The 21,849-nt window shown below is 62.7% G+C and carries 22 protein-coding genes; 14 read left to right on the top strand and 8 right to left on the bottom strand.

All coding sequences use genetic code 11. From position 1 onward, the window contains the following. The first annotated feature begins 145 nt into the window (after positions 1 to 145). The 4 genes from ACVDG8_RS10985 (at position 146) to ACVDG8_RS10970 (ending at position 3,931) form a co-directional block, all read left to right on the top strand. Entirely contained in the window at positions 146 to 1,144 is a 999-nt protein-coding gene (locus ACVDG8_RS10985) for an ABC transporter ATP-binding protein (protein WP_447254731.1), read from the top strand. A 1-nt stretch (position 1,145) separates the two neighbouring features. Then, a complete protein-coding gene (locus ACVDG8_RS10980) occupies positions 1,146 to 2,015 on the top strand; it encodes an ABC transporter permease (protein ID WP_447254730.1) in 870 nt (289 codons plus the stop codon). Beyond that, positions 2,012 to 2,815, top strand: coding sequence for an ABC transporter permease (locus tag ACVDG8_RS10975; RefSeq protein ID WP_447254729.1), 804 nt, complete (start codon positions 2,012 to 2,014; stop codon positions 2,813 to 2,815). The genes ACVDG8_RS10980 and ACVDG8_RS10975 overlap by 4 nt, the downstream gene beginning before the upstream one ends. A 69-nt stretch (positions 2,816 to 2,884) precedes the next feature. Beyond that, positions 2,885 to 3,931 (top strand): extracellular solute-binding protein, encoded by a 1,047-nt coding sequence (locus tag ACVDG8_RS10970; RefSeq protein ID WP_447254728.1) that lies wholly within the window; start codon positions 2,885 to 2,887, stop codon positions 3,929 to 3,931. A gap of 73 nt (positions 3,932 to 4,004) precedes the next feature. On the opposite strand, the gene ACVDG8_RS10965 is transcribed toward ACVDG8_RS10970, so the two are convergent. After that, positions 4,005 to 4,706 (bottom strand): GntR family transcriptional regulator, encoded by a 702-nt coding sequence (locus ACVDG8_RS10965; RefSeq protein WP_447254727.1) that lies wholly within the window; start codon positions 4,704 to 4,706, stop codon positions 4,005 to 4,007. 141 nt (positions 4,707 to 4,847) lie between these two features. On the opposite strand from ACVDG8_RS10965, the gene ACVDG8_RS10960 reads away from it, so the two are divergent. The 4 genes from ACVDG8_RS10960 to ACVDG8_RS10945 all read left to right on the top strand — a co-directional run bounded on the left by ACVDG8_RS10960 (position 4,848) and on the right by ACVDG8_RS10945 (position 8,448). Further along, entirely contained in the window at positions 4,848 to 5,732 is an 885-nt protein-coding gene (locus ACVDG8_RS10960) for a fumarylacetoacetate hydrolase family protein (protein WP_447254726.1), read from the top strand. A 28-nt stretch (positions 5,733 to 5,760) separates the two neighbouring features. Then, entirely contained in the window at positions 5,761 to 7,035 is a 1,275-nt protein-coding gene (locus ACVDG8_RS10955) for an amidohydrolase family protein (protein WP_447254725.1), read from the top strand. 5 nt (positions 7,036 to 7,040) lie between these two features. Continuing rightward, positions 7,041 to 7,559, top strand: a complete 519-nt coding sequence (locus ACVDG8_RS10950; protein ID WP_447254724.1) for a DUF5943 domain-containing protein — start codon at positions 7,041 to 7,043, stop codon at positions 7,557 to 7,559. A 361-nt stretch (positions 7,560 to 7,920) separates the two neighbouring features. Further along, entirely contained in the window at positions 7,921 to 8,448 is a 528-nt protein-coding gene (locus ACVDG8_RS10945) for a hypothetical protein (protein WP_447254723.1), read from the top strand. Positions 8,449 to 8,576: 128 nt separating this feature from the next. Here ACVDG8_RS10945 and ACVDG8_RS10940 read toward each other — a convergent pair whose 3' ends face one another. Both ACVDG8_RS10940 and ACVDG8_RS10935 read right to left on the bottom strand, forming a co-directional pair. After that, positions 8,577 to 9,284, bottom strand: a complete 708-nt coding sequence (locus ACVDG8_RS10940) for a hypothetical protein (RefSeq protein ID WP_447254722.1) — start codon at positions 9,282 to 9,284, stop codon at positions 8,577 to 8,579. A 490-nt stretch (positions 9,285 to 9,774) separates the two neighbouring features. Further along, complete coding sequence (locus ACVDG8_RS10935) at positions 9,775 to 10,761, bottom strand: aldo/keto reductase (protein ID WP_447254721.1); 987 nt, start codon at positions 10,759 to 10,761, stop codon at positions 9,775 to 9,777. Between the two features lie 163 nt (positions 10,762 to 10,924). Here ACVDG8_RS10935 and ACVDG8_RS10930 point away from each other — a divergent pair, with 163 nt between their 5' ends. From ACVDG8_RS10930 to ACVDG8_RS10910, 5 genes are all read left to right on the top strand, one after another. Continuing rightward, a complete protein-coding gene (locus ACVDG8_RS10930) occupies positions 10,925 to 12,139 on the top strand; it encodes an ABC transporter substrate-binding protein (RefSeq protein WP_447254720.1) in 1,215 nt (404 codons plus the stop codon). A gap of 72 nt (positions 12,140 to 12,211) precedes the next feature. Then, positions 12,212 to 13,084 carry a branched-chain amino acid ABC transporter permease gene (locus ACVDG8_RS10925; protein WP_447254719.1) on the top strand — a complete coding sequence of 291 codons (873 nt, stop codon included), beginning with the start codon at positions 12,212 to 12,214 and terminating at the stop codon, positions 13,082 to 13,084. After that, positions 13,081 to 14,085, top strand: a complete 1,005-nt coding sequence (locus tag ACVDG8_RS10920) for a branched-chain amino acid ABC transporter permease (RefSeq protein ID WP_447254718.1) — start codon at positions 13,081 to 13,083, stop codon at positions 14,083 to 14,085. Before ACVDG8_RS10925 ends, ACVDG8_RS10920 begins: the two co-directional genes overlap by 4 nt. Then, positions 14,082 to 14,804, top strand: coding sequence for an ABC transporter ATP-binding protein (locus ACVDG8_RS10915; RefSeq protein WP_447254717.1), 723 nt, complete (start codon positions 14,082 to 14,084; stop codon positions 14,802 to 14,804). The genes ACVDG8_RS10920 and ACVDG8_RS10915 overlap by 4 nt, the downstream gene beginning before the upstream one ends. Further along, positions 14,801 to 15,523, top strand: coding sequence for an ABC transporter ATP-binding protein (locus tag ACVDG8_RS10910; protein ID WP_447254716.1), 723 nt, complete (start codon positions 14,801 to 14,803; stop codon positions 15,521 to 15,523). The genes ACVDG8_RS10915 and ACVDG8_RS10910 overlap by 4 nt, the downstream gene beginning before the upstream one ends. 2 nt (positions 15,524 to 15,525) lie before the next feature. On the opposite strand, the gene ACVDG8_RS10905 is transcribed toward ACVDG8_RS10910, so the two are convergent. Beyond that, positions 15,526 to 16,266 carry a FadR/GntR family transcriptional regulator gene (locus ACVDG8_RS10905; RefSeq protein WP_447254715.1) on the bottom strand — a complete coding sequence of 247 codons (741 nt, stop codon included), beginning with the start codon at positions 16,264 to 16,266 and terminating at the stop codon, positions 15,526 to 15,528. Positions 16,267 to 16,388: 122 nt separating this feature from the next. Here ACVDG8_RS10905 and ACVDG8_RS10900 point away from each other — a divergent pair, with 122 nt between their 5' ends. Then, positions 16,389 to 17,303 (top strand): NAD(P)-dependent oxidoreductase, encoded by a 915-nt coding sequence (locus ACVDG8_RS10900; RefSeq protein ID WP_447254714.1) that lies wholly within the window; start codon positions 16,389 to 16,391, stop codon positions 17,301 to 17,303. 70 nt (positions 17,304 to 17,373) lie between these two features. Here ACVDG8_RS10900 and ACVDG8_RS10895 read toward each other — a convergent pair whose 3' ends face one another. From ACVDG8_RS10895 to ACVDG8_RS10880, 4 genes are all read right to left on the bottom strand, one after another. Then, a complete protein-coding gene (locus ACVDG8_RS10895) occupies positions 17,374 to 18,450 on the bottom strand; it encodes an ImmA/IrrE family metallo-endopeptidase (RefSeq protein WP_447254713.1) in 1,077 nt (358 codons plus the stop codon). A gap of 5 nt (positions 18,451 to 18,455) precedes the next feature. Beyond that, positions 18,456 to 19,088: a hypothetical protein gene (locus ACVDG8_RS10890; protein WP_455707675.1), complete on the bottom strand. Its 633-nt coding sequence runs from the start codon at positions 19,086 to 19,088 to the stop codon at positions 18,456 to 18,458. 527 nt (positions 19,089 to 19,615) lie between these two features. Next, the gene (locus ACVDG8_RS10885; RefSeq protein ID WP_447254711.1) at positions 19,616 to 20,401 is read right to left on the bottom strand and encodes a FadR/GntR family transcriptional regulator; all 786 of its coding nucleotides are present in this window, start codon (positions 20,399 to 20,401) and stop codon (positions 19,616 to 19,618) included. A gap of 3 nt (positions 20,402 to 20,404) precedes the next feature. Beyond that, positions 20,405 to 21,847 carry an FAD-binding oxidoreductase gene (locus ACVDG8_RS10880; RefSeq protein ID WP_447254710.1) on the bottom strand — a complete coding sequence of 481 codons (1,443 nt, stop codon included), beginning with the start codon at positions 21,845 to 21,847 and terminating at the stop codon, positions 20,405 to 20,407. Between the last annotated feature and the right edge of the window lie 2 nt (positions 21,848 to 21,849).

Here is a 21,849-nt window from a genome sequence, read left to right as displayed (position 1 = left end):
TCCGCCACACATTCGCGTGTCGAAACGCAAAAACAATATATTATCCGTTGACAAATATAATTTTGGAGCGAATTTTTAGGTGCGGCGCCAGACGGCCGTGATGGCCCATGGGCCGTCTCCATGCAGTCCCAGGAATGTGCCGGTCATGATCGACATCCACAGCGTGTCAAAATCCTTCGTGACCAGGGATGCCGATCCCGTCCACGCGCTGAGGCAAGTCAGCCTGGAAATCTATGACAACGAGTTCTTCACGCTGCTTGGCCCGTCAGGCTGCGGCAAGACGACCCTCTTGCGCCTGATCGCCGGCTTCGAGGCGCCGACCACGGGCGCCATCCGCATCGCCGGCAGCGATGTCGCCGCCTTGCCGCCGCAGAAGCGGCCGGTCAACACGGTGTTCCAGAGCTACGCGCTGTTCCCGCATATGAGCGTGGCCGAAAATGTCGCGTTTGGGCTGGAAATGCAGAACGCGCCGAAAGCACTGATCGACGAGCGCGTCGGGGAAGCGCTGGCAATGGTGCGGCTCGAAGGCTTTGCCGCGCGGCGCCCGTCGCAATTGTCGGGCGGCCAGCAGCAGCGCGTCGCGGTGGCGCGTGCATTGGCGCCCAAGCCCAGCGTGCTCTTGCTCGACGAACCCCTGTCGGCGCTCGACCTCAAATTGCGCAAGGGCATGCAGAGCGAATTGAAGCGGCTGCAGCGCGAAACCGGCATCACCTTCGTTCTCGTCACCCACGACCAGGAAGAGGCGCTGGCCATGTCCGACCGCATCGCGGTGATGCGCGGCGGCGACGTGCTCCAGGTCGGCACGCCGCGCGACATCTACGACAACCCGCAGGATCGCTTCGTGGCCGACTTCATCGGCGAGTCCAATCTGTTGCCCGGCGCCGCGCTTGGCCGCGATCCGGCAAAGACGATCGTCGTGCGGCCCGAGCATATCGTTGTCTCACCGGCATTCGGCGATGCGAAAGGTCACGCCCGCGGCGCGGTCTCCGCCATCACCTTCCTCGGCTCCGACACACTCTACGAAGTCGTGCTGGAGGAGGGGGCAAAGCTGCATTCGCGCACGCGCGGCGGCGCCGTGCTCGCGACAGGCGACAGCGTCGTCGTCGACTGGGCGCGCCATGTCGAGCGAGAGCTGGCGAACTGAGATGGGTCCGAACCGCACCTGGCTCCTGATCGCGCCGGCCATGCTGGTCATCGGCGTCTTCATGGTGCTGCCGCTGTTCCTGGCGGTCGGCTATTCCTTCATGACCGCCAACCCCTATGGCGGCGTCACCGCGCCGGCGACCTTCGATGCCTATCTGCAATTCCTCTACCAGCGCGATTTCGACGACAGCCTGGTGTTCTCGCCGAGCTACGCGCTGATCATCCTGCGCTCGGTCTATCTCGCCGTCGCCACGACTTTGATCTGCCTCGTGCTCGGCCTGCCGGTCGCCTGGTACATCGTCTGCCAGACGCCGGAGCGGCGGCGCATTCTCCTCTTCGCCGTCACGCTGCCGTTCTGGATCAACACGCTGATCCGCACCTATTGCTGGATCCTGATCCTGCGCGACGAAGGGCTGGCCAACGGCGCGCTGCGGAGCGCCGGCATCATCTCCGATCCCTTGCCGCTGCTTTACAATGACGGCTCGATCCTGCTCGGCCTCGTCTACACCTTCCTGCCCTTCATGGTGCTGCCGATCTATTCGACGCTGGAGCGCATCGACCCCAGGCTGATCGAGGCCGCGCACGATCTCTACGCCAGCCGCGCCGCCGTCTTCCGCCGCATCGTCTGGCCGCTGGCGCGGCCCGGCGCGCTGGCCGGCGCCACGCTGGTCTTCGCGCCGGCATTGGGCTCCTTCCTGGCGCCGGATCTGCTCGGCGGCGGCAAGAAGCTTTTGATCGGCAGCCTGATCCAAATGCAATTCACCTCCTCGCGCAATTGGCCATTTGGCGCAGCGCTGTCGACCGTCGTCACGGTCGTCGTGCTGACCGTCTTCGTGGTGCGTTCGCGTCGCGTACAGGAGGACCGGCGATGAGCGGCGCAAAACCCTTCGACTGGCGCCGCACGCCCGGATTATCGGCCTACACGGCGCTGATCTTCGTGTTCTTCTACGCGCCGCTGCTGATCCTGGTGATCTATGCCTTCAACTCGAGCCGGCTGGTCACCGTCTGGGCCGGCTTCAGCGTCAAATGGTTCGTCGCGGTCGCCAACAATGACGCGATCCGCGACGCGGCCATCAACAGCGTCATCATCGCCATCGTCGCCACCATCGCCTCGACGGCGATCGCCACCGCCGGCGCGCTGGCGCTGGAACGCGGCCGGCTGCGCTTCGGGCGCGGCGCCGCGACGGCGCTTATCGCGATGCCGCTGGTGGTGCCGGAGATCGTCGTGGCGATCACCACCCTGATCTTCTTTTCCGGGCTCGGCATGCATCACGGGCTGTTCAACCTGATGATCGCCCACACCGTCTTCTGCATCCCGTTCGCGCTGCTGCCGATCCAGGCGCGGCTGCGCGACATGGGCGGGACATTGGAGGAGGCGGGGCGCGACCTCTATGCCGACGAGTGGCGGCTGTTTGTCCGCGTCACGCTACCCCTGTTGCTGCCGGCGATCTCGGCCGGCGCCATCATGGCCTTTGTGATTTCGCTCGACGATTTCCTGATCTCGATGATGGTGTCGAGCGCCGGATCGACCACTTTGCCCGTCTACATCTACGGCATGATGCGGCTTGGCGTGACCCCGGAGGTCAACGCCATCTCCACCATCCTGCTTGCCGTTTCCATCGTCTTCGTCGCCGCCGCCCTGCTGGTCGGGAGGCGCAACAGATTTGCCTAAGCCATGAGCCCGGACAATGGGAACCGGGATCATGGTCACAACGAGAAGACAAACCAGAGGAGAATAACCGTGACCAAATGGAAGGAAGGACTTTCGGGACTGGCCTTGGCCGCCGCCATGCTCGGCGCGATCACCACCAGTGCGCTGGCCGACGCCGGCGAGCTGCATATCTACAACTGGACCGACTACACCTCGGACGAGATGATCAAGAAGTTCGAGGCCGAGACCGGGATCAAGGTCACCATCGATACCTACGATTCCAACGAGACAGCCCTCGCCAAGCTGAGCTCGGGCGCCGCCGGCTACGACGTGATGATCATCAGCAACGATTTCGTGCCGATCTTCGTCAAGCAGAAGCTGTTCCAGGAAGTCGACGCCGGCGCGATGCCGAACTTCAAGAATGTCGATCCGAAATGGCAACACCGGCCCTGGGATCCGGATGCGAAATACACTGTGCCATGGGTCTGGGGCACCACATCCTATTCCGTCGACACCGCCGTCTACAAAGGCCCGACCGACAGCCTGAAACCGCTGTTCGATCCGCCGGCGGAATTGAAGGGCAAGGTCGGCATGTTCGGCTCGCCGACCGAGGTGATATCGCTGGCGCTGGTCTATCTCGGCAAGGATCAGTGCAACAGCAATCCGGCCGATCTGAAGGAACTCGACGCCTTGCTCGAGGCGCAGAAGCCGTTCGTCAAAGTCTATAATTCGGACGGCATCGTCGAGCGCCAGGTCGCCGGCGAAACGGTCATGCACGAGCAGTGGTCGGGCAAGGCGCTGGCGACGCGGCAGCAGAAGTCGACGGTCAAATACGTCTATCCCAAGGAAGGCGCTGTCGGCTGGATGGACAATGTCGCCGTGCCGACCAGCGCGCCCAATGTCGAGAACGCCAAGAAGTTCCTCAACTTCCTGATGGATCCGCAAAACATCGCGCTGCAGCAGAAATACACCGGATACCAGAGCGCGATCGCCGGTTCGAACAAATTCCTGGCGGCCGACATTGGCGGCTCGCCGGAGTTCAACCCGCCGGCCGATCTCAAGATCACCTTCGCCCCGTCATGCGACGAGAAGGCGATCCGCGCCTATGACCGGATCTGGACGAATTTGCGCCAGTAGGACGGCAACGCAAAACGCCGCCCGTTTGCACGGGCGGCGTTTTGTTTTCCGCAGGAGGAAGCCGAATGAAAAGCTACGCCCGCTCGATCGTCTTCGGCGCCGGAAGGTCGGAGGCTTCCGCCGCCAGCAGGATGTCGGTGGTCACCGCCAGATGCGCCGCCAGCAATTCAGCGGCCTTCTCGGCATTGCGGTCAAGCACGGCGGCGGCGAGGTCCTGATGTTCCTTGCTGATGTTGCGCGCCCTTGGCGCCAGCGAGACCGAGCGGCGGCGGTAGCGCTCGCTCTGGTCGTAAAGCTGGTCGCGCAGGCGCAGCAGCCAGTGGCTGTCGCAGCCGGCGACCAGGGCCTTGTGGAAGGCGGCATGCGCGGTCGCCCATTCGTCGCTCGAATGCACCGGATCGTCGGGCGTATGCTCGGGCGTGCGCGACAGCCGGTGCAGGGCGGCGACCAATTGCGATTCCCAGGCGACGTCGCCGACCTCGATGGCGCGGCGGATGCAAAGCGTCTCGATCTGGATGCGCGTCTTGGTGAGGTCGAGCAGATCCTCGGCCGAGATCGGCGCGGCGCGAAATCCGCGCTGCGGCTCGGCCACGACGAGGCCTTCCGAGGTCAGCCGCGACAGCGCCTCGCGGATGGCGCCGAGGCTGACCGACAGCCTGTCGCACAATTCCTGGACCTTGAGCCGGCTGCCCGGCGCGATCCGGCACGACAACAGGTCGGCGCGCAAATCCTCATACGCGCCCTGGGTGAGATTGATCGAGCCTTCCCTAGCCATGCGTTTGCCTGCGGCCGAATCCGTCCATTAAGGAGCCTTGATACATTATCTCAGAAGTCAGAATACAAAATAATATATTCTCTGTTGACAGATATATAATTTCTCAACAAAGTCCAGCCTTCACAAGCGAGGATGTGGCCAGTGCGATTTGCAGCTTATAAATCGCCGCGGGGACCTGGGCTGGCGATCGCCTTGCCTTCAGGCGAGTTCCGCGGCATCGACGCCGGCGATGCGATGTTTCCCGGTTGGCTGGACGAGCTGATCGCCGATGGTGCGCAGGCGCTGCATGCCGCCGGCGAGAAGCTCGCCTGCGGTCGCAAGATCGATCCGAAAGCCGTCGAATGGCTGCCGCCGATCTCGCGGCCCGGCAAGATCGTCTGCGTCGGCCTGAACTATGTCGACCATTCGGTCGAGAGCGGCTTCGTGCCGCCGACCTATCCGACTTTGTTCGCCCGCTTCTCGACCAGCCTGATCGGCCATGGCGCGGCGATCCGTCGTCCCGAAGCCTCGATCCAGCTCGACTATGAGGGCGAGATGGTGGCGGTCATCGGCAAGGCCGGCCGCCACATCGCTCCCGCCCAGGCGCTGAGCCACGTCGCCGGCTATTCCATTTTCAACGACGCCTCGATCCGCGACTTCCAGACCAAGGCGCCGCAATGGACCGTCGGCAAGAATTTCGACGGCACCGGCTCCTTCGGTCCGATCTTCGTGACGGCGGACGAGTTGCCGCCGGGCGGCAAGGGCCTGCGCATCCAGACGCGGCTGAACGGCCAGGTCGTGCAGAACGCCTCGACCGACGACATGATCTTCGATGTCGTCTCGCTGATCTCGATCATCAGCGAGGCGATCACGCTGGAGCCCGGCGACATCCTCGTCACCGGCACGCCCTCCGGCGTCGGCGTGGCGCGCAAGCCGCAATTGTTCATGAAGCACGGCGACATCTGCGAGGTCGAGCTCGAAGGCGTCGGCATCCTGTCCAATGTGGTGGCCGACGACGTCGCCGCCCGGCAAGCCGCCAATCAATAACCCGCCAAACGCGAAAGGACGTTTTGCCATGACAAGAGTGATGTTTCGAAATGCCATGATCTGGGACGGCACCGGCGCCGATGCCTTTCCGGCCGACGTGCTGGTCGAGAACGGCCGCATCAAAACCATCGCGCGTACCCTCAACCAATTGTCGGGCGACGGCGCAACGACGGTCGACTGCCATGGCATGACGCTGATGCCCGGCCTGGTCGAAGGCCACGCCCACATCTCCTTCGGCGGCGCGGTCAAGGATTCCGACCTCGGCCTGATCCCGCCCGAAGAGCATCTGCTGCTCACCATGCGCAACGCCAAGACCTTGCTCGACCATGGCTTCACCAGCGCCTACAGCGCCGCGACCTCGAAGCTCAGGCTCGACATCGTCATCCGCAACGAAATCAACGCCGGTCGGCTGCCGGGACCGCGCATGCGCGCCGGCAGCCCGGAGATCACGGTCACCGGCGGCCTCGGCGACGAGCGCCAGCAGCACATGTATCACGAGAGCTTCGGCATGATCGCCGACGGCGTCGAGGAGATCACCAAGGCGGTGCGGCTCTGCTGCCGCGAAGGCGCCGACAACATCAAGATCAATATCTCCGGCGATGATCTCAGCCCCGCCGCGCATGGCGGTCTGACCGTCATGAGCGAGGCCGAGGTGCTGACGGCCGTGCAGGTGGCGCGCGACTTCGGCAAGAAGATCAACTGCCACGCCCGTGCCGCCGGTTCGGTGAAGCGTGCGGTCAAATGCGGCGTCGACGTCATCTACCACTGCGAATCCGCCGACGAGGAGGCGCTCGACGCGCTGGAATCGGCCAAGGACCGCATCTTCGTCGGCCCGGCCATCGGCATCATCTATGGCACGCTGTACGAAGGCGAGCCCTTCGGCTTCACCCATGAGATGGCGGTCAAGTTCGGCATGCAGCGCATCCTCGACGACAGCCGTAAGGTCTATACCGAATTGCGCAAGCGCGGCGTGCGCGCGCTGATCGGCGGCGACTATGGCTTCGCGCAGACGCCGCAAGGCACCAACGCGCGGGATCTAAAACATTTCGTCGATCTCTTGGGATATTCGCCCAGCGAAGCGCTGCAATGCGGCACGCGGCTCGGCGGTCAGGTGATGGGCCTCGGCGACGAGCTCGGCATGGTCAAGGAAGGTTTTATTGCCGACCTCCTGCTGGTCAATGGCGACCCGCTGAAGGACCTCGACATGATGGTGCATGAGAAGAACCTCATCGTCATCATGAAGGATGGCGAGCTCTACAAGGACCAGTCGGCCTCGGTCGCCTCGCAGCGGCAGGCGGCTTGAGCATCATGCAGCCTGCCGTTCCGATCGATGTCGATGATACCAGCGGCATCTGGCGGACCGACGGGCTGCCGATGGTCTATCTGCCCAGGCACTTCCTGGTGAACAATCACCGCGCGGTCGAGGCAGCCCTCGGCCGCGAGGCTTACAGGACGATCCTGCGCGCCGCGACGGCGAAATCCGCCATCGAATGGTGCGCGGCGCAGGTGCGGGGCAAAGGCCTCGACCCGGAAGCGACGTTCCGCCACTATTTCCAGCGCCTATCGCAGCGCGGCTGGGGCCAGTTCTCGGTCGACACGCTCGATATCACCGTCCGTCGCGGCAGCATCAGCCTGCGCAACTCGATCTTCGCACTGGAGGCCGGGCAGGGGCGCGCCCAGCCCGTCTGCTACATGTTCGAAGGTTTCGTCACCGGCGCCTTCTCATTCCTGCTCGGCATTGCCGATCCGACGGCCGTCGAGTGCGAGGAGACGTACTGCGCCTCCGACGGTCAGCATGACCATTGCCGGTTCGATTTCGCGGCTTAAACATACAGGTATCAGGAAACGCTATAGCCGAGGTTCATTCCGGTCTTTGTGGCAAAACCTATAACGACATCAATTTCGAGGTGTTAGCGGAAGAGCCTTGCCTCCTCTGTGCGTAATCATAAAGTCGCAATTCGCTTCGCTGTTGCGGGCCAGGGGAGCGTAAACTTGGGAAAGGCCGTCTTTTTCGGGGATGCAGATCAGAGTGGAGAACCATCGGCTGATACAACTTTGCATATTACATTGAATAAGATACCTGAGCCAAATGATGGGAAGTTGATATCATCAAGTTTTGGGGAGGTCTGTAAGAGTCATGGGTCAGGCAAAACAACGGGCTGTAGCGAATAGACAATGGCACGACACGTTGACGCTCGATGAGCGCGTCCTGGTTGATGCAGCAGAGCGTCTCTTTGGTCGATTCATTGAACCAGCCGAGTCGACTGGCATGTGCTACCGTATGACGTTCTTCCTACACCTCTACCTCGCCGCCAAAGGCATACGGACGGTTCCCGTTGTGGGATACGTGAATGACGGGTCCGATGAAGTTATGATATCGCACGCCTGGATCGAGTTTGAGGGCAAGAAGACGGACTTGACGCTCGGCATTACCGAACACTCTGATCTCAATCCCGTCGGCAATGTAATCATCCTAGATCGAATAGTGCGATCCGGTCGAAACTATAGCTACCACCGGGAGAAGTCGCCTGAGGGTCGCGCCATTGAAACCCTGTGGCTGCAGGATTCGGAAATAGGCCCTCTCGTCCGGCGCAAGGCCGATGAACACTCGGCGATGTGCATTTGGGCGAGTAGTCCCGACCAAATGCGTGCGTTCCTAGACGCTGCGCCTGATGGTCTTACCTACGATGCGATCCGGACAATCATCGACAGATAAGTGGCGAAAACGCAACCGTGAAAAAGGGCAAGGAGGGCCGCTGCTGGTGAAGATCGGCTGACTATATTTTGTCGTTAGGAGCGTCGCGCAAGCCGGAATGCAAGTGCTCCGTCTGATAGAAGGTTCTCTCACGAGTCTCGGTCCGGGATCGAGTAGATATACCAATGGCCCTCTTGTTCGGCGCGCCATAGAAGCCCGGACGCTTGTAGCTCTAAGTTTATATGGGCCAGAGGCACATCCTCTATTTTGCTGCGATTAATTTTGTCGACTGCGCCTTGGGCATGAAAATACGCAGCGCGGATAGCTTGGACGATCTGATGGCGCTGCAGGTATCCGGCCGACATCCCGCCGTAGCCAGGGTACATAACGCCCCAATCGGGTGACTCCCCCTGTTTTGTGAGATAATCGTCGTAGCCGGATCGGGCTGGAGGATACCAGATATTCTCGCCATCGACGGAACCGCCGTCACCGCCGATGATCAAGCCATTGCCATGGATTACGCCGCTGCCTCCATCGCCCCCACGACCCCGGCTGCCGAAGCCGACGCGACCACCTCGACCGCCTATCACCGTGCCATTACCAAAGATTTCGCCGCCTCCGCCGTGGCCTCCCTGCGCAAGTGTTGGCGCATCTGAAGCGATTTCGCTCGTGCGACTGTTCACGGCGTAGAGTTCCTCGCGAAAGGATTTTACCTCCGTGATTGTGAACCCTTTCCGCTGGCTTGTTTGGCTGTCGTATTCATCATGGTGGACAAGGCACAGGAACGCGAGATTGTCCTCCTTGGGGTTGGCGCTGTCGCGATCAAGATGAGAGATCTGGCCTTGCTTGATAGCCATATCGCCGTTGAGTCCGTAGCAGATGCAACACCGCCTCCGAGACCGCAAGAGCACTTTTGCCTGTACGTTATCGGATATTGGTGCTCGCGCCATCGGTTATTCATTTCGACAGAGATGTTCCTATCTAGCGTAAGATACCGTATTCCTTTGGGCGTGTCTTCCGCGCGTGCGAATAGAACTTGCGGCCGAAGTATCGGCAACGACCGGCAAATTCTCCCTGCCGGCGACCAAGGTAAATCGGCTGCTTTTGGTGTGCCCAAAAGCGGCCAATTCAGTACCGCTGCTAGGAAGGGGTACGATGTAAGACGTACCGCCGTTCTTCGATTGGCCCGTGGTCCTTCGAAGGTTTCGTCACCGGCGCCTTCTCGTTCCTGCTTGGCACCGCCGATCCGACGGCGGTCGCGTGCGAGGAGACGTACTGCGCCTGCAATGGCCAACATGACCATTGCAGGTTCGATTTCGCGGTCGAGCTATAGGCGACTGAGGCTGATCACCAGCGCTGGTGCACGTAAGGCTTGATGTCCTGTTCGTAGATCGCCTTCACCTTACCCATGACGTCGTCCGACAACGGCGCAAGTGCTGCGGCCTCGGCATTGGAAACCGCCTGGGCCGGATTGCGGGCGCCGGGGATGACCACGCTGACCGCGTCGAACATCAGGATCCAGCGCAGCGCGAACTTCGCCATCGTCGTGTCGCCGGAGACCAGCGGCCGGATGCGCTCGACCGCCGCCAGCCCGACCTCGTAGGGCACGCCCGAAAACGTCTCTCCGACATCAAAGGCTTCGCCGTTGCGGTTGAACAGGCGATGGTCGGTGGTCTCGAACTTGGTGTCGGCCTTGAACTTGCCTGACAGCAAGCCGCTGGCCAGCGGCACGCGGGCAATGATCGCCACATCGTTCTTCTTCGCCTCGCCGAAGAACAGTTCGGCCGGTCGCTGGCGGAGGGCGTTGAAGATGATCTGCACGCTGACGACGCCGGGATACTGCATCGCCTTCAGCGCCTCTTCGACGCGCTCGACGCTGACGCCGTAATTGCGGATCTTGCCCTGCTCAGTGAGCTTGTCGAGGCGCTCGAACACCTCCGGGTGGTAATAGAGGTCGGTCGGCGGGCAGTGCAGCTGCACTAGGTCCAGCGTATCCGTCTCGAGATATCTCAGGCTGCGGTCGATCCAGCCGGTCAAATTCTCCAGGCTGTAGCCTTCGACGCTCTGCTTCGGCAGTCGCCGTCCGGCCTTGGTGGCGATGAACGGGCGCTCGCCGCCACGCTCCTTCATCACCCGCGCGATCAGCTTTTCCGAGCGGCCATCGCCATAGACGTCGGCGGTGTCGAGGAAGGTGACGCCGGCGTCGAGCGCGGCATGGAGCGCCGCAATCGCGTCGTCGTCATTGACCTCGCCCCAGGCCGCGCCGATCGCCCAGGCGCCGAAGCCGATTTCGCTGACTGACTTGCCGGTACGGCCAAACTTCCGTGATTGCATCTTGCTGTTCCTGACTGCGGTTCCGCGGGCGATTCTGGTGAGCGCCGGCGTTCTAGCGCATCGCAATGCGATTGACATCCCTGTCCGTAAGATTTACCAGATTACAGGGTTGTATGACAACCCGGTAAGACTGCAAAGATTTTGGAGTCGGGAGGATCTCAAGTTGAATATTGTTCTGAAACTGGCCGCGTCAGCGGCCTTATGCCTCGGCGCGTTCGCCCATCCGGCCATGGCCGAGGACAACATCGTCAAGATAGGCGTCGTCGCCGCCGAGTCCGGTTCGTTCGTCTCCGCCGGCCATACCTTGCCGGCCGGCGTCGGCCTTGCCGTCAAGCAGATCAACGATGCCGGCGGCTTCAAGGTCGGCGGCAAGACCTACAAGCTCGAAATGGTCAAGCGCGACGACCGCACCGATATCGCCACGGCAATAGCCGCCACGCAGGAACTGGTGCGCGACGTGAAGGTGCAGGCGATCTTCGGCTCGGAGACGCATGACTTCACGCTGGCCATGGCCAAGATCACCCAGCCGGCCAAGATCATCCATTTCGCCGGCAATTCGACGCTGGCGAAAATCCTCAACCCGGATTCGGTCAAGCCGGGCGGCGAGGACCACTATCTCTTCCAGTCCGAGCCGCAGGAATTCCAACGCTCGGGCTCGACCGCGCGCGGCGTGCTCTCCCTGCTCGAGCCACTGCTCGGCTTCAAGCCGAAGAAGTCGGTGATGATCGTCGGCAACGACGCCACCGGGCAGTTCCTGTCGTCCTACTACTTCAAGGCGCTGAAGGCGGAAGGGCAGGACGTTCCCGACATCATCTTCTACCCGCCCGACACGACCGATTTCTCGCCCTTCCTGACGCGGGCCAAGAGCCTCAATCCGGATATCATCCACTTCTGGTACAATGGCGATTCAACGCTGACGGCGCTGCCGCAGGCGCTGGAGCTGGGGGCGGCCAAGAGCTACTTCCTGTTCGGCGTCGACCCCGGCATCTGGAAGGAAAAGCAGCTTTCGGCCGACGTGCCGGTGGCGATGAGTTGCGTTCCGGTATGCTGGGGCGAGTCCTCCAACCCGAAGGCCAAGGCCTATTTCGACGCCTACTTCGCCGCCGGCGCGCCGCATGGCGTGACCTCGTCGGTGTCGCTGCTCTACCACGACTATGTGCACTTCCTCGTCGAGGCCTGGCAGAAGGCCGACAGCTTCGATCCGGACAAGACGGTCGATGCGCTGCTGACGCTGCACCATCAGGGCGTGGTCTCGGATGATTTGACCTTCAATCCGACGCACCAGGTCACCCACGCGACGGAAGTCTGCGCCGCGGCGCCGGGCGGGAATATCTCCTGCGCCATGCAGCAGCCGCCGGCCGAAGCGCCGAAGAGCTAAGGCGTCATCATCCCCGGGTTGGCGGCAACACCTGCCGCCAAGCCCTTTCTTGCAAGACAGGTCCCGATCGCCGTGGATATTTTCATCCAGCAAATCCTCAACGGCCTTTCCATCGCCAGCGTCATCACGCTCATCGCCATCGGCGTGACGCTGATCTTCGGCCTGACCGGCATCATCAACTTCGCCCATGGCGAGTTCCTGATGATCGGCGGCATCGTCACCTGGCTTGCCGTCAGCGCCGGCCTCGGTTTCCCGGTTGCCGTGGTGCTTTCGATCCTGGCGGTCGGCCTGATGGGCTACATCCTCGAGCGCGGCCTGTTCCGTTTCACGCTGGAGCGGCCGACCAACGGCTTCATCGTCTCGCTCGGCCTCATCGTCGTCCTGCAGCACGTCGTCGTGCTGTTCTGGAACCCCAACCAGAAGAGCATTCCGCGCCCGCTGACCACGGTCTGGGAGGTCGGCGGCGTACGCATCGCCTCGGTCCGCGTCATGGTCATCGCCATCACCATTGCCGTGGTGGCGCTGAGCTTCCGCATGATCACCGCCAGCCGCTACGGCCGCGCGCTCAGGGCAAGCGTCGAGGACCGCGATACGGCCGCCTTGATGGGCATTCCGGTGCGCCGTTACATCACCGGTGTCTTCGTGCTCGGCAGCGCGCTGGCCGGGCTCGGCGGTGCGCTTTTGATCGCGCTGTTTCCGATCACGCCCTTCACCGGCGGCACCATGGTGATGAAAGGTTTTGCCGTGGCGCTCATCGGTGGCCTCGGCAACATCTACGGCGCCGTCGCCGCCGGTCTCATCCTCGGCATCGTCGAGGGCTTCAGCGCCGGCTACGGCTTCTCGCAATGGACCGACGCCTATTCCTTTGCCCTGATGATCCTCGTGCTGATCGTGCGCCCGCACGGCCTGTTCGGCGGCACCAGTGGCCCCCGGATGGCGTCATGAATGCGGGCTCCAGGGCGTTGCGCTCGCTGCTGCCTGTGCTGGTGATCCTGGCGTTGATCGCGGCCGTGCCGCTGTTTTCGCCCAGCAACCGCTTCCTGTCGCTGGCGATCTCCGCCGGCATCAACGTCATCGCGCTTTACGGCCTGTCGGTGCTGTTCGGCCAGACCGGCATTCTGTCGATGGGCCACGCAGCCCTGGTCGGCGTCGGCGCCTATGCGGCGGCGATCCTGGCGCGGGATTTCGGCGTCGGTTTCTGGCTGGCGCTGCCGGCGGCCGCCCTTGCCAGTGCCATCTTCGCGATGGTCGTCGGCATTCCGTCGCTGCGCGTCGGCGGCCATCACTTCGTCATCATGACATTCGCCTTCGGCCAATTGCTCGCCATCGTGCTCACCAATAGCGGCGACTATACAGGTGCGGCCACAGGGCTCGACATCGCCGGTCCGGTCACCCTGTTCGGCGTCGATATGAGCGATCTGACGCGCTACTATCTGATGGTGGTGGCCTTCGTCACGCTCGCCGCGGTGGCGAGTTGGGCGATCATCCATTCCTCTTATGGCCGCACGCTGCGCGCCATTCGCGAGAACGAAAAGCTCGCCGCTTCGCTCGGCATCAATGTCGGCCGCCACAAGATCGGCGCCTTCGTCGTCAGCGGCGTCTTTGCCGGCATCTCCGGCGTGCTCCTAGCCTATTTCCTCGGCCACATCTCGCCCTCGCAATTCTCGTCTTTCCCGAGCATCTATCTGGCGCTGATGGTGATGATCGGCGGCGCCAGGCTGATCGAGGGGCCGCTCGCCGGCGGCATCCTCGTTGCCTTCCTGCCGGAAGTGCTCAATCTCGATCCGGTGCAGTCACGCATCGTCTACGGCGTCTGCCTGATCGCGGTGATCATGCTTCTGCCTGACGGGCTGATCGGCGGCATCGTGCGCGCGCTGCGCGGCCTGGTCGCCGGCAAGCCGAAGACCGAAGAGCGCGACGCCGCCCCCTCGGAGGCGCGGCGATGAGCCCGATCCTGGCGATCAACGGCTTGAGCAAACAGTTCGGCGGCGTCACCGCCCTTGCCGGCGTCGACCTCGCCATCGCGGAGGGCGAAATCCTCGGCGTCGTCGGCCCGAACGGTTCGGGCAAGACCACCTTGTTCAACGTCGTCACCGGCGTCCACAGACCGAGCGGTGGCACGGTCGCGTTTCGCGGCCGCAACATCACCGGCCTCGCACCACATGCCATATCGCGCGCCGGCATCGGCTACACCTTCCAGCAGGCCATGGCCTTTGCCGGCCTTGGCGTGCTGGAAAATGTCCAGATCGCCAGCGAACACGCGCGGGCAGGGGGCAACGCCAACCCGTGGCCGACACCGCAGGCGCTGCTCGACTTCGTCGGCTTGAGCGCGCTTGCCAATGAGAAGGCCGGCGTGCTGCCCTTCGGCAGCCTGCGCCTGCTCGGCCTGGCGCTGGCGCTGGCCACGCGACCGTCGCTGCTGCTGCTCGACGAGCCGGCCGCCGGGCTCAACGACCGAGAGACCACCGCCCTTGTCGGGCTGGTGCGCCAGCTTCCTGGACACGGCATCACCGTCTGCGTCATCGACCATGACATGAAGCTGATGCAGATGCTGTGCCGGCGTCTTGCCGTGCTCGACTTCGGCTCCAAGATCGCCGACGGGCCGACCGAAGCCGTGCTTGCCGATCCCAAGGTGCTCGAAGTCTATCTCGGAGGCGATCTGTGAGCCTGCTCGCCGTTTCCGATGTGGTCACCGGCTATGGCCCGACGATCGTCAACCGCAACGTCTCGCTGACGCTGGAGAAGGGCGAGATCGTCACCATCCTCGGCCCCAACGGCGCCGGCAAATCAACCTTGCTGAAGGCGATAGCCGGCCTGATCAAACCCCGCGCGGGGAGCATCACCTTCGATGGCGCCGATGTCACCGGGCTTGCCGCCGACGTTATGGCCAGGCGCTCCGTCGTGCTGGTGCCGGAGGGCCGCAAGATCTTTGTCGACATGAGTGTCGAGGAAAACCTGCGCCTCGGCGCCTATGCCCGCCGCGACGAGGCCGCCGTCGAGGCCGATTTCCAGACGATGCTGGCCTTCTTCCCGATCCTCGCCACCAAGCGGCGCGACAAGGGCGGCTCGCTGAGCGGCGGCCAGCAGCAGATGCTGGCCATCGCGCGCGGGCTGATGACGCGGCCGCGCGTGCTGTTGCTCGACGAACCCTCGCTCGGCCTGTCGCCGCTGCTGGTCAAGGAGATCAAGGCGATCATCCTGGGCATCGGCGAGCGCTTCGGCGCCTCGGTGCTGCTGGTCGAACAGAATGCGGGTCTCGCTTTGGCCGTCGCCTCGCGCGGCTATCTGATGCAGAACGGCCGCATCGTCGTCTCGGGCGCCATCGCCGAACTCAGCGACATGTCGCTGATGCGCGAACTCTATCTCGGCGGAGTCGCCGGATGAGTTCAGTCGTGAACAGCCTTGTCCCGCAAATCCTCGAAGCGGGCATAGCTCTTGGCCAGGTGGCTGCGCATGGCGCGCCGCGCCGCGTTGACGTCCCTGGCTTCGATGGCCCCGAGGATGGCGCGATGCTCGCGCTGCATGCGGGCGAGGTATTTCTCCCGCTCGTCCTCGGTCATCCGGTCGAGCCGTGTCCACTGGCGCGGGATCATGGCGCTTCCGAATGTGTCGAACAGCCGGGTGAAATTCGGGTTCTGCGTCGCCGCCAGAATGGCGCGGTGGAAGCCGAAATCCTCTTCCGAACCGGAGCCGCCGGCGCGCACCGCCGCCTCCAATGCATCGAGCCGCGCGCCCATCTGCTGAAGCGCGGCATCGCTGCGCCGCTCGGCGGCAAGGCCGGTCGCTTCGACCTCGATGCCCATGCGCAGTTCCAGCACGCGCAGCACCTCGTCGATCGATTCGAGGTCGTCGGGCAGGATCGAAAAGGTCCTTGGCAGCGGATCCTTGGCGACGAAGGCGCCGAGGCCCTGACGCGTCGTGATCAGTCCGCGAGCCCGCAAAGCCGCCAGCGCCTCGCGCACCACGGTGCGGCTGACGCCGGTGGCGGTGACGATTTCCTGCTCGGTCGGCAGCCGCTGTCCGGGCGCCAGGTCGCCGGATTCGATCTGCGCGATCAAGGTGTTGACGAGCCCGGTCCGCAGATTGGGCGCCTGCGGTATGGCATCGAAAAGCATGGTTTCCGCCATTGCGGGGCTCCGGTTCGATTCGCCGGCAAAGGCCCGAATCTCGCTCAAAGGATTGCATCGACAGGTGCCCGCCGCAAGGTGACGAAAGTTGTGCCCGCAGCCGCGGGCTATTGGAGGGTTTCATGAAAGAACGCATCGGCTTCATCGGCCTGGGCAGCATGGGCGCCGGCATGGCCGACAACCTGCTGCGCAAGGGCTGGCCGCTGACGGTCCATGTGCACCGCAGCCGCACCGCAGCCGACCGGCTGATCGCGGCCGGCGCCACCGAGGCGGCAAGCCCGCGCGAGCTCGCCGCCGCCTGCGACATCGTCATCCTGTGCGTCACCGGCTCGCGCGAGGTCGAAGCGCTGGTCAAGGGCCCGGACGGGCTGGCCGCCGCTGCGGACGGACATGCCGCCGCCGGCAAGCCGCTGCTGATCATCGACTGCTCGACCTCCAACCCGTCCTCGACGACGGCGCTCGCCACCGACCTAGCCACCCAGGGCATCACGCTGATCGACGCGCCGCTGGCGCGCACGCCCAAGGAAGCGGCCGAAGGCAAGCTCGACGTCATGGTCGGTGGCGCGGCCGAAGCCGTCGCCCGCGCGCGCCCGGTGCTCGAAGCTTTTGCGGCCCGCGTCGTTCCCACCGGCCCGACCGGCAGCGGCCACACCATGAAGCTGCTCAACAACTTCATCTCGATGGGCTATTCGGCGATCTATTCCGAAGCGCTGACGCTCGGCGTGAAGGCGGGGCTCACGCCGCAGGTCTTCAACGGCGTCATCTCCGGCAGCCGCATGGATTGCGGCTTCTACCAGGCCTTCTTCGATTTCGTCCTCAACCGCAACGAGAACGCCCAGCGCTTTGCCATCGCCAACGCGCTGAAGGACATGACCTATCTTGCGTCTTTCGCGCAGGCGGCAGGGGTTGCGAACCCGGTCGGCGCGGTGGTGCGGAACGGCTTTGCGACGGCCGTTGCTACTGGCCACGGCGAAAAATTCGTGCCGGCGCTGTCGGATATCATTGCTGGGCTGAACGGGGTGTCGCTGGTGGAGTGATGGGACTGGGCGCTAAAGCATAGTGACTGACATAGCATGTCGCCTCTTTGGGTAGGCCATGCCATCGACGTCACGAAATCAGCCGAAGCTGAAATGGCGCGATGCTGGATCCGTCACTATCCCGTCCCGGCTTCGTTGCGAGACCAAACAGCAAATTTTCAATTTCTTCCTTAGGGAGATTTAGGTCGCGAGCGATCTCGGCCTTGGTTATTTTTTCTTTCCAAAGCTCTGTCAGAACCTTTTGCCAAACTACCGACTGTTCTCGTTCAATTCCAAAGGGCTCAGCTTGCCTATATCCACTCTCAGTGGCTTGGATACAGAACATACGGTATTGCCAAGGTGAGAGAATACCTAATTGATTGAGTCGATGAAGCAATGACATCACCGAAACTGACCATCTCTTTTTAAACTCAACGATTTGGTTCAGTGTATGGACACGTGGGATTGTGGCGATCACGTCCGCTGCTGGCATAAGAAAGGCAGAGGCAAAGAGATTGGCCTCGTCTTCAGCGCGCCGCCCGCGAGGTCCACCGTGCCGATGTAAAACGATATGACCAAGCTCGTGCGCGGCATCGTGCCGGCTGTGCTCCGCCGTCTTAAGTGTATTCAAAAAAACAAAGGGGCGATCGCCCCGCCAGAGGGAGAAGGCATCGACGGCACGCGTATTCTCGGCCAAAGTGAAAACGCGAACTCCTTTCGCCTCTAGAAGTTGAAGGATGTTCTTGATCGGGCGCTCGCCAATCGCCCATCGTTCACGCAGAGAGCGAGCCGCTATTTCTGGATCGTCCCCAGCCAAATCCTCTAGGTCCAACGCTGGAAGATCAAAGCGTTCCTCAACCCAATCCGACACCAAGAACGAAAGCGTGCCAGCCGCGAGGGCGGCATCTCGTTCCCCGGCCGACATTGCGGACATGCTTCTAAAGCTGGCCGCACCTTCTTGAGGTTCTTGGATATCGTCGGCAGAGAAGAATCCGATAGGAAACTGCAGAACTCGCGCTATCACCGACAACGTTTCGGAACTAGGTATGATCTCCCCTGTTTCGTATCGCAATACCGTATTCGGCTGCACTCCTATCGCTTGCGCGAGTCCCTTCTTAGTCAGCCCTCGCCTCCGGCGAGCCAGCCTCAATCTGCTTGGCGTGAACATCGCACTTACCGACGACGAATAACTGCAATGTCGAGATCGGGAGCCTGCGAAGAATCCGGCGAAGCGACCGCGATCTTAGACCAATCTTCGCCACTGAGAATGAAGATGCGTTCGCTGAACTTCTCAAAATAGCCCGACTTGAACTCGACGGGCCTCGACAGCTCCGCGCGAACGTTGTGCCCATCGTCGAAGATACAAAGGTACCAAGTCGGATAGCCGGATGGTTCCGGGCCAGTTTCGCTATTTGCAAACAATTCGATCTGATCGTTCAGATCCGCAACCTTACTAGTCGCGGCTCCCTTTATGGTGCGGTTGCGAGGAGAGCGTGTACGGTCGGCTGTCCCGCCGTCCGAATTCATAATCGCAACTTTCACGCCGAGGTCGTGGTGAACGACTGTTTCGATTCCATCGTCGTCCTGCTTGATCCATCCTTCACGACAGAACTTCTGTCGCAAGCGAGCAACAGCATTCGACCAGGCATGGAAACCGGGTGAGGACTTAGGAAAGTCGTCCGTGCAGCCGCCGCGCGCTGCAACTGCCGCCTTAACAATTTCTATCCATTGTCCTTTGTCGGACCAGAAGCGTTGCCGCAGCAAGCGCTCGACGGCTTGAGGGTCGTCGTAAATGATAGAAGCCATCTGGAGAATCATCCACGTTGCTTTTTTCAGTCACGAATGTGGAGGAAAAAAGCTACGTGGTCAAGCAGCCGTTAATGGCTTCGGTGTCAGCATTGGCAGGCGCTTCCGCCAACAGATCCTGTTGGCGCTACTTCCATAAACCACTCCGATATTCACTCAGGGGCTCCCAAGCCTTGATGAACGGCAGAGGTTCTGCACTCTCGTCGAACTGCGATATGGTTGCACCCGAAGATTTGAGTTCTGCAACCGCGGCAGCCAACTTGTCGGCGCTATACCATCGGTAAAACTGCTTATTATAGCGAACGCGGCCGTTCGTGTAATTTCGGTAGATGCACTGGAACTCGTACGTCTCAGGGTCATACGAGTCTGCGGGAAAGTGTCGAATTACATAAATTAGTTCAGGATAGATCCCGCCAACCGACTGGGGCAAGCTCCTCGACATGGAACGCTCCGATGTGCCTTCCCGTAGGCGTATAGCGGCTTCGTCCTGTGGGAACAAACGAGCGAATTTCGACTGCTAGCGGAATCTACCCCGCCGCCTGCTTGCGCACAGCCTTTCGCAGCCTCGAATGCCGCGCCGGAGACGGAGCCTCCGCAACCACCTCCCCATCATGCAGTCCAACCCGGAGCGCGGCCCCTGCCAGGTGGTCACGCATCGCCGCTTGCGCCCCCTCCGCGTCGCCGTCGCGGATGGCGGCAAAAATGCGCTCGTGTTCGCCGAGCGTGATGCTGGCCATGTCGTCGGATTTCTGCTGGTTGCCGGCGGCCAGGATGCTTTCGCGCACGCGTTCGGAGACGAAGACCAGGAACTGGCCCATATAGGAATTGCGCGTCGCCTCGGCGACGGTGCGGTGGAATTCGAGGTCGCTGCGCAGCCAGGCGACGCTGCCATAGGGGGCGGCGCGCATGCCGGAAAGCGCATTGGTCATGGCGGTGAGGTCGGCCTTGGTGCGCCTTTTGGCGGCAAGCGCGGCCGCCTGGACTTCGAGGATGCCACGCAGTTCGAACAGATTGCGGAAGGAATCGGCGCGCTGCAGCGCCTCATAGTCGATGGTCAGCACCGTCGGGTTGGTGGTCTCGACCACGAAGGCGCCGCGGCCCTGCTGCGACCAGATGCGGCCTTCCGAGCGCAGCCTGGCGATCGCCTCGCGCACCACGTTGCGGCTGACCCCGAATGTGGTCGCCAGCGCCTGTTCGGTCGGCAGCTGGTCGCCGGGTTTCAGGCGCCCTTGCGCGATCTCGCGCGAGATCGAACTGGCAACCAGGGTGGAGAGGTGCGGTCCGCGATTGACCTTGTCGAGCTTCAGCGTCATCGCTCACCTATAGTCGACGCCGGGTGAGGACGCCAGAATGCGACCGTTGCTCAAAATATGGCGCGGGTCGAACGCGTCCTTGATGCCGGCCGCCAGATCGAGCGTCACCGGATCGATGCGTTCGAGGAACGCCTGCTGCTTGACCCGGCCGATGCCGTGCTCGGCGCTGATCGAGCCGCCATAGCGGTCGACGACGGCGAAGATCTCGGCCTCCGCCTCCTCGAACAGGTGCTCGATCGCTTCCGTGCCCATGCCTTCCGGCGGCACTACGTTGAGGTGGATGTTGCCGTCACCGACATGGCCATAGGTGACGGGCAGCGCGTCGGGGCGCGCCCGCTGCAATTCGGTGAGCGCATCGGTGACGAAATCGGCGAGCTTCGAGATCGGCACCGAGACGTCGGTGCGCAGATAACGGCCGCCGCGCCCCTGCCGCTCGACCATGATCTCACGATAGAGCCACAGCCGCTCGGCCTGCGCCCGGCTCGAGGCGATGACGCCATCCTCGACGATATCCCCGACACTGCCGAGGAAGCCCAGGAGCATGTTGTTGAGGTCGATCAGCCCGCCCGAGGCGACCTCGATCAGCACATAGGCCGGGTAAGGCTTGTTCAATGGCTCGGGGAAATCCTTGCCTTCGCGCATGGTGATCTCGATGCCGCCGCGCAGGATCAGCTCGAAGGCGGTGAGGAGGTCGCTGCAGCCGCGCCGCGCGCGGGCATAAAGCGCCATCGCATCCTCGACCGAGCGCAAGCCCACGAGAGCCGTTTCGATCTGCGTCGGCTTGGGGAACAGCTTCAACGCCGCCGCGGTGACGATGCCGAGCGTGCCTTCCGAGCCGATGAAGATCTGCTTCAAATCATAACCGCGATTGTCCTTGCGCAGCACCTTCAGCCCGTTCCAGATGCGGCCGTCGGCCAGCACCACTTCGAGGCCCAGCACCAGGTCGCGCGTCATGCCGTAGCGCAGCACGTTGAAGCCGCCGGCATTGGTGGCGACATTGCCGCCGATGCGGCAGCTTCCCTGGGCGCCGAAGGTGATCGGCAGGATGCAGTCGCTCTCCTCGGCGGCGCGCTTGGCGTCCTCCAGGATGCAGCCGGCCTCGACCACGATGGCGAAGTCGATCGGGCTGATCGAGCGGATACGGTTCATGCGCTCCAGCGAGACGACGATCTCGTAGCCGTCGGCCGCCACGGCAGCACCGACAAGGCCGGTCAGGCCGCCTTGCGGCACGACCGGGATGCGCTCTTTATGGCAAAAGCGCATGAGCGCCGACATCTCTTCCGCCGAGGAAGGTCGCGCCACCGCCAACGGGCGTCCAGAATGGTCGCCCGACCAGTCGCGGCTGTAGCGCGCGAGGTCTTGCGGCTCGGTCAGGAGCCCGCCATTCGGTAGCATGCCAGCCAGGGCTGCGATCAGCGATGCGGAGGGAGGCGGCGCGGCATTCATGA

The organism is Mesorhizobium sp. ORM8.1, assembly GCF_053005525.2.
This window is presented reverse-complemented; position numbering and strand designations above follow the sequence as displayed.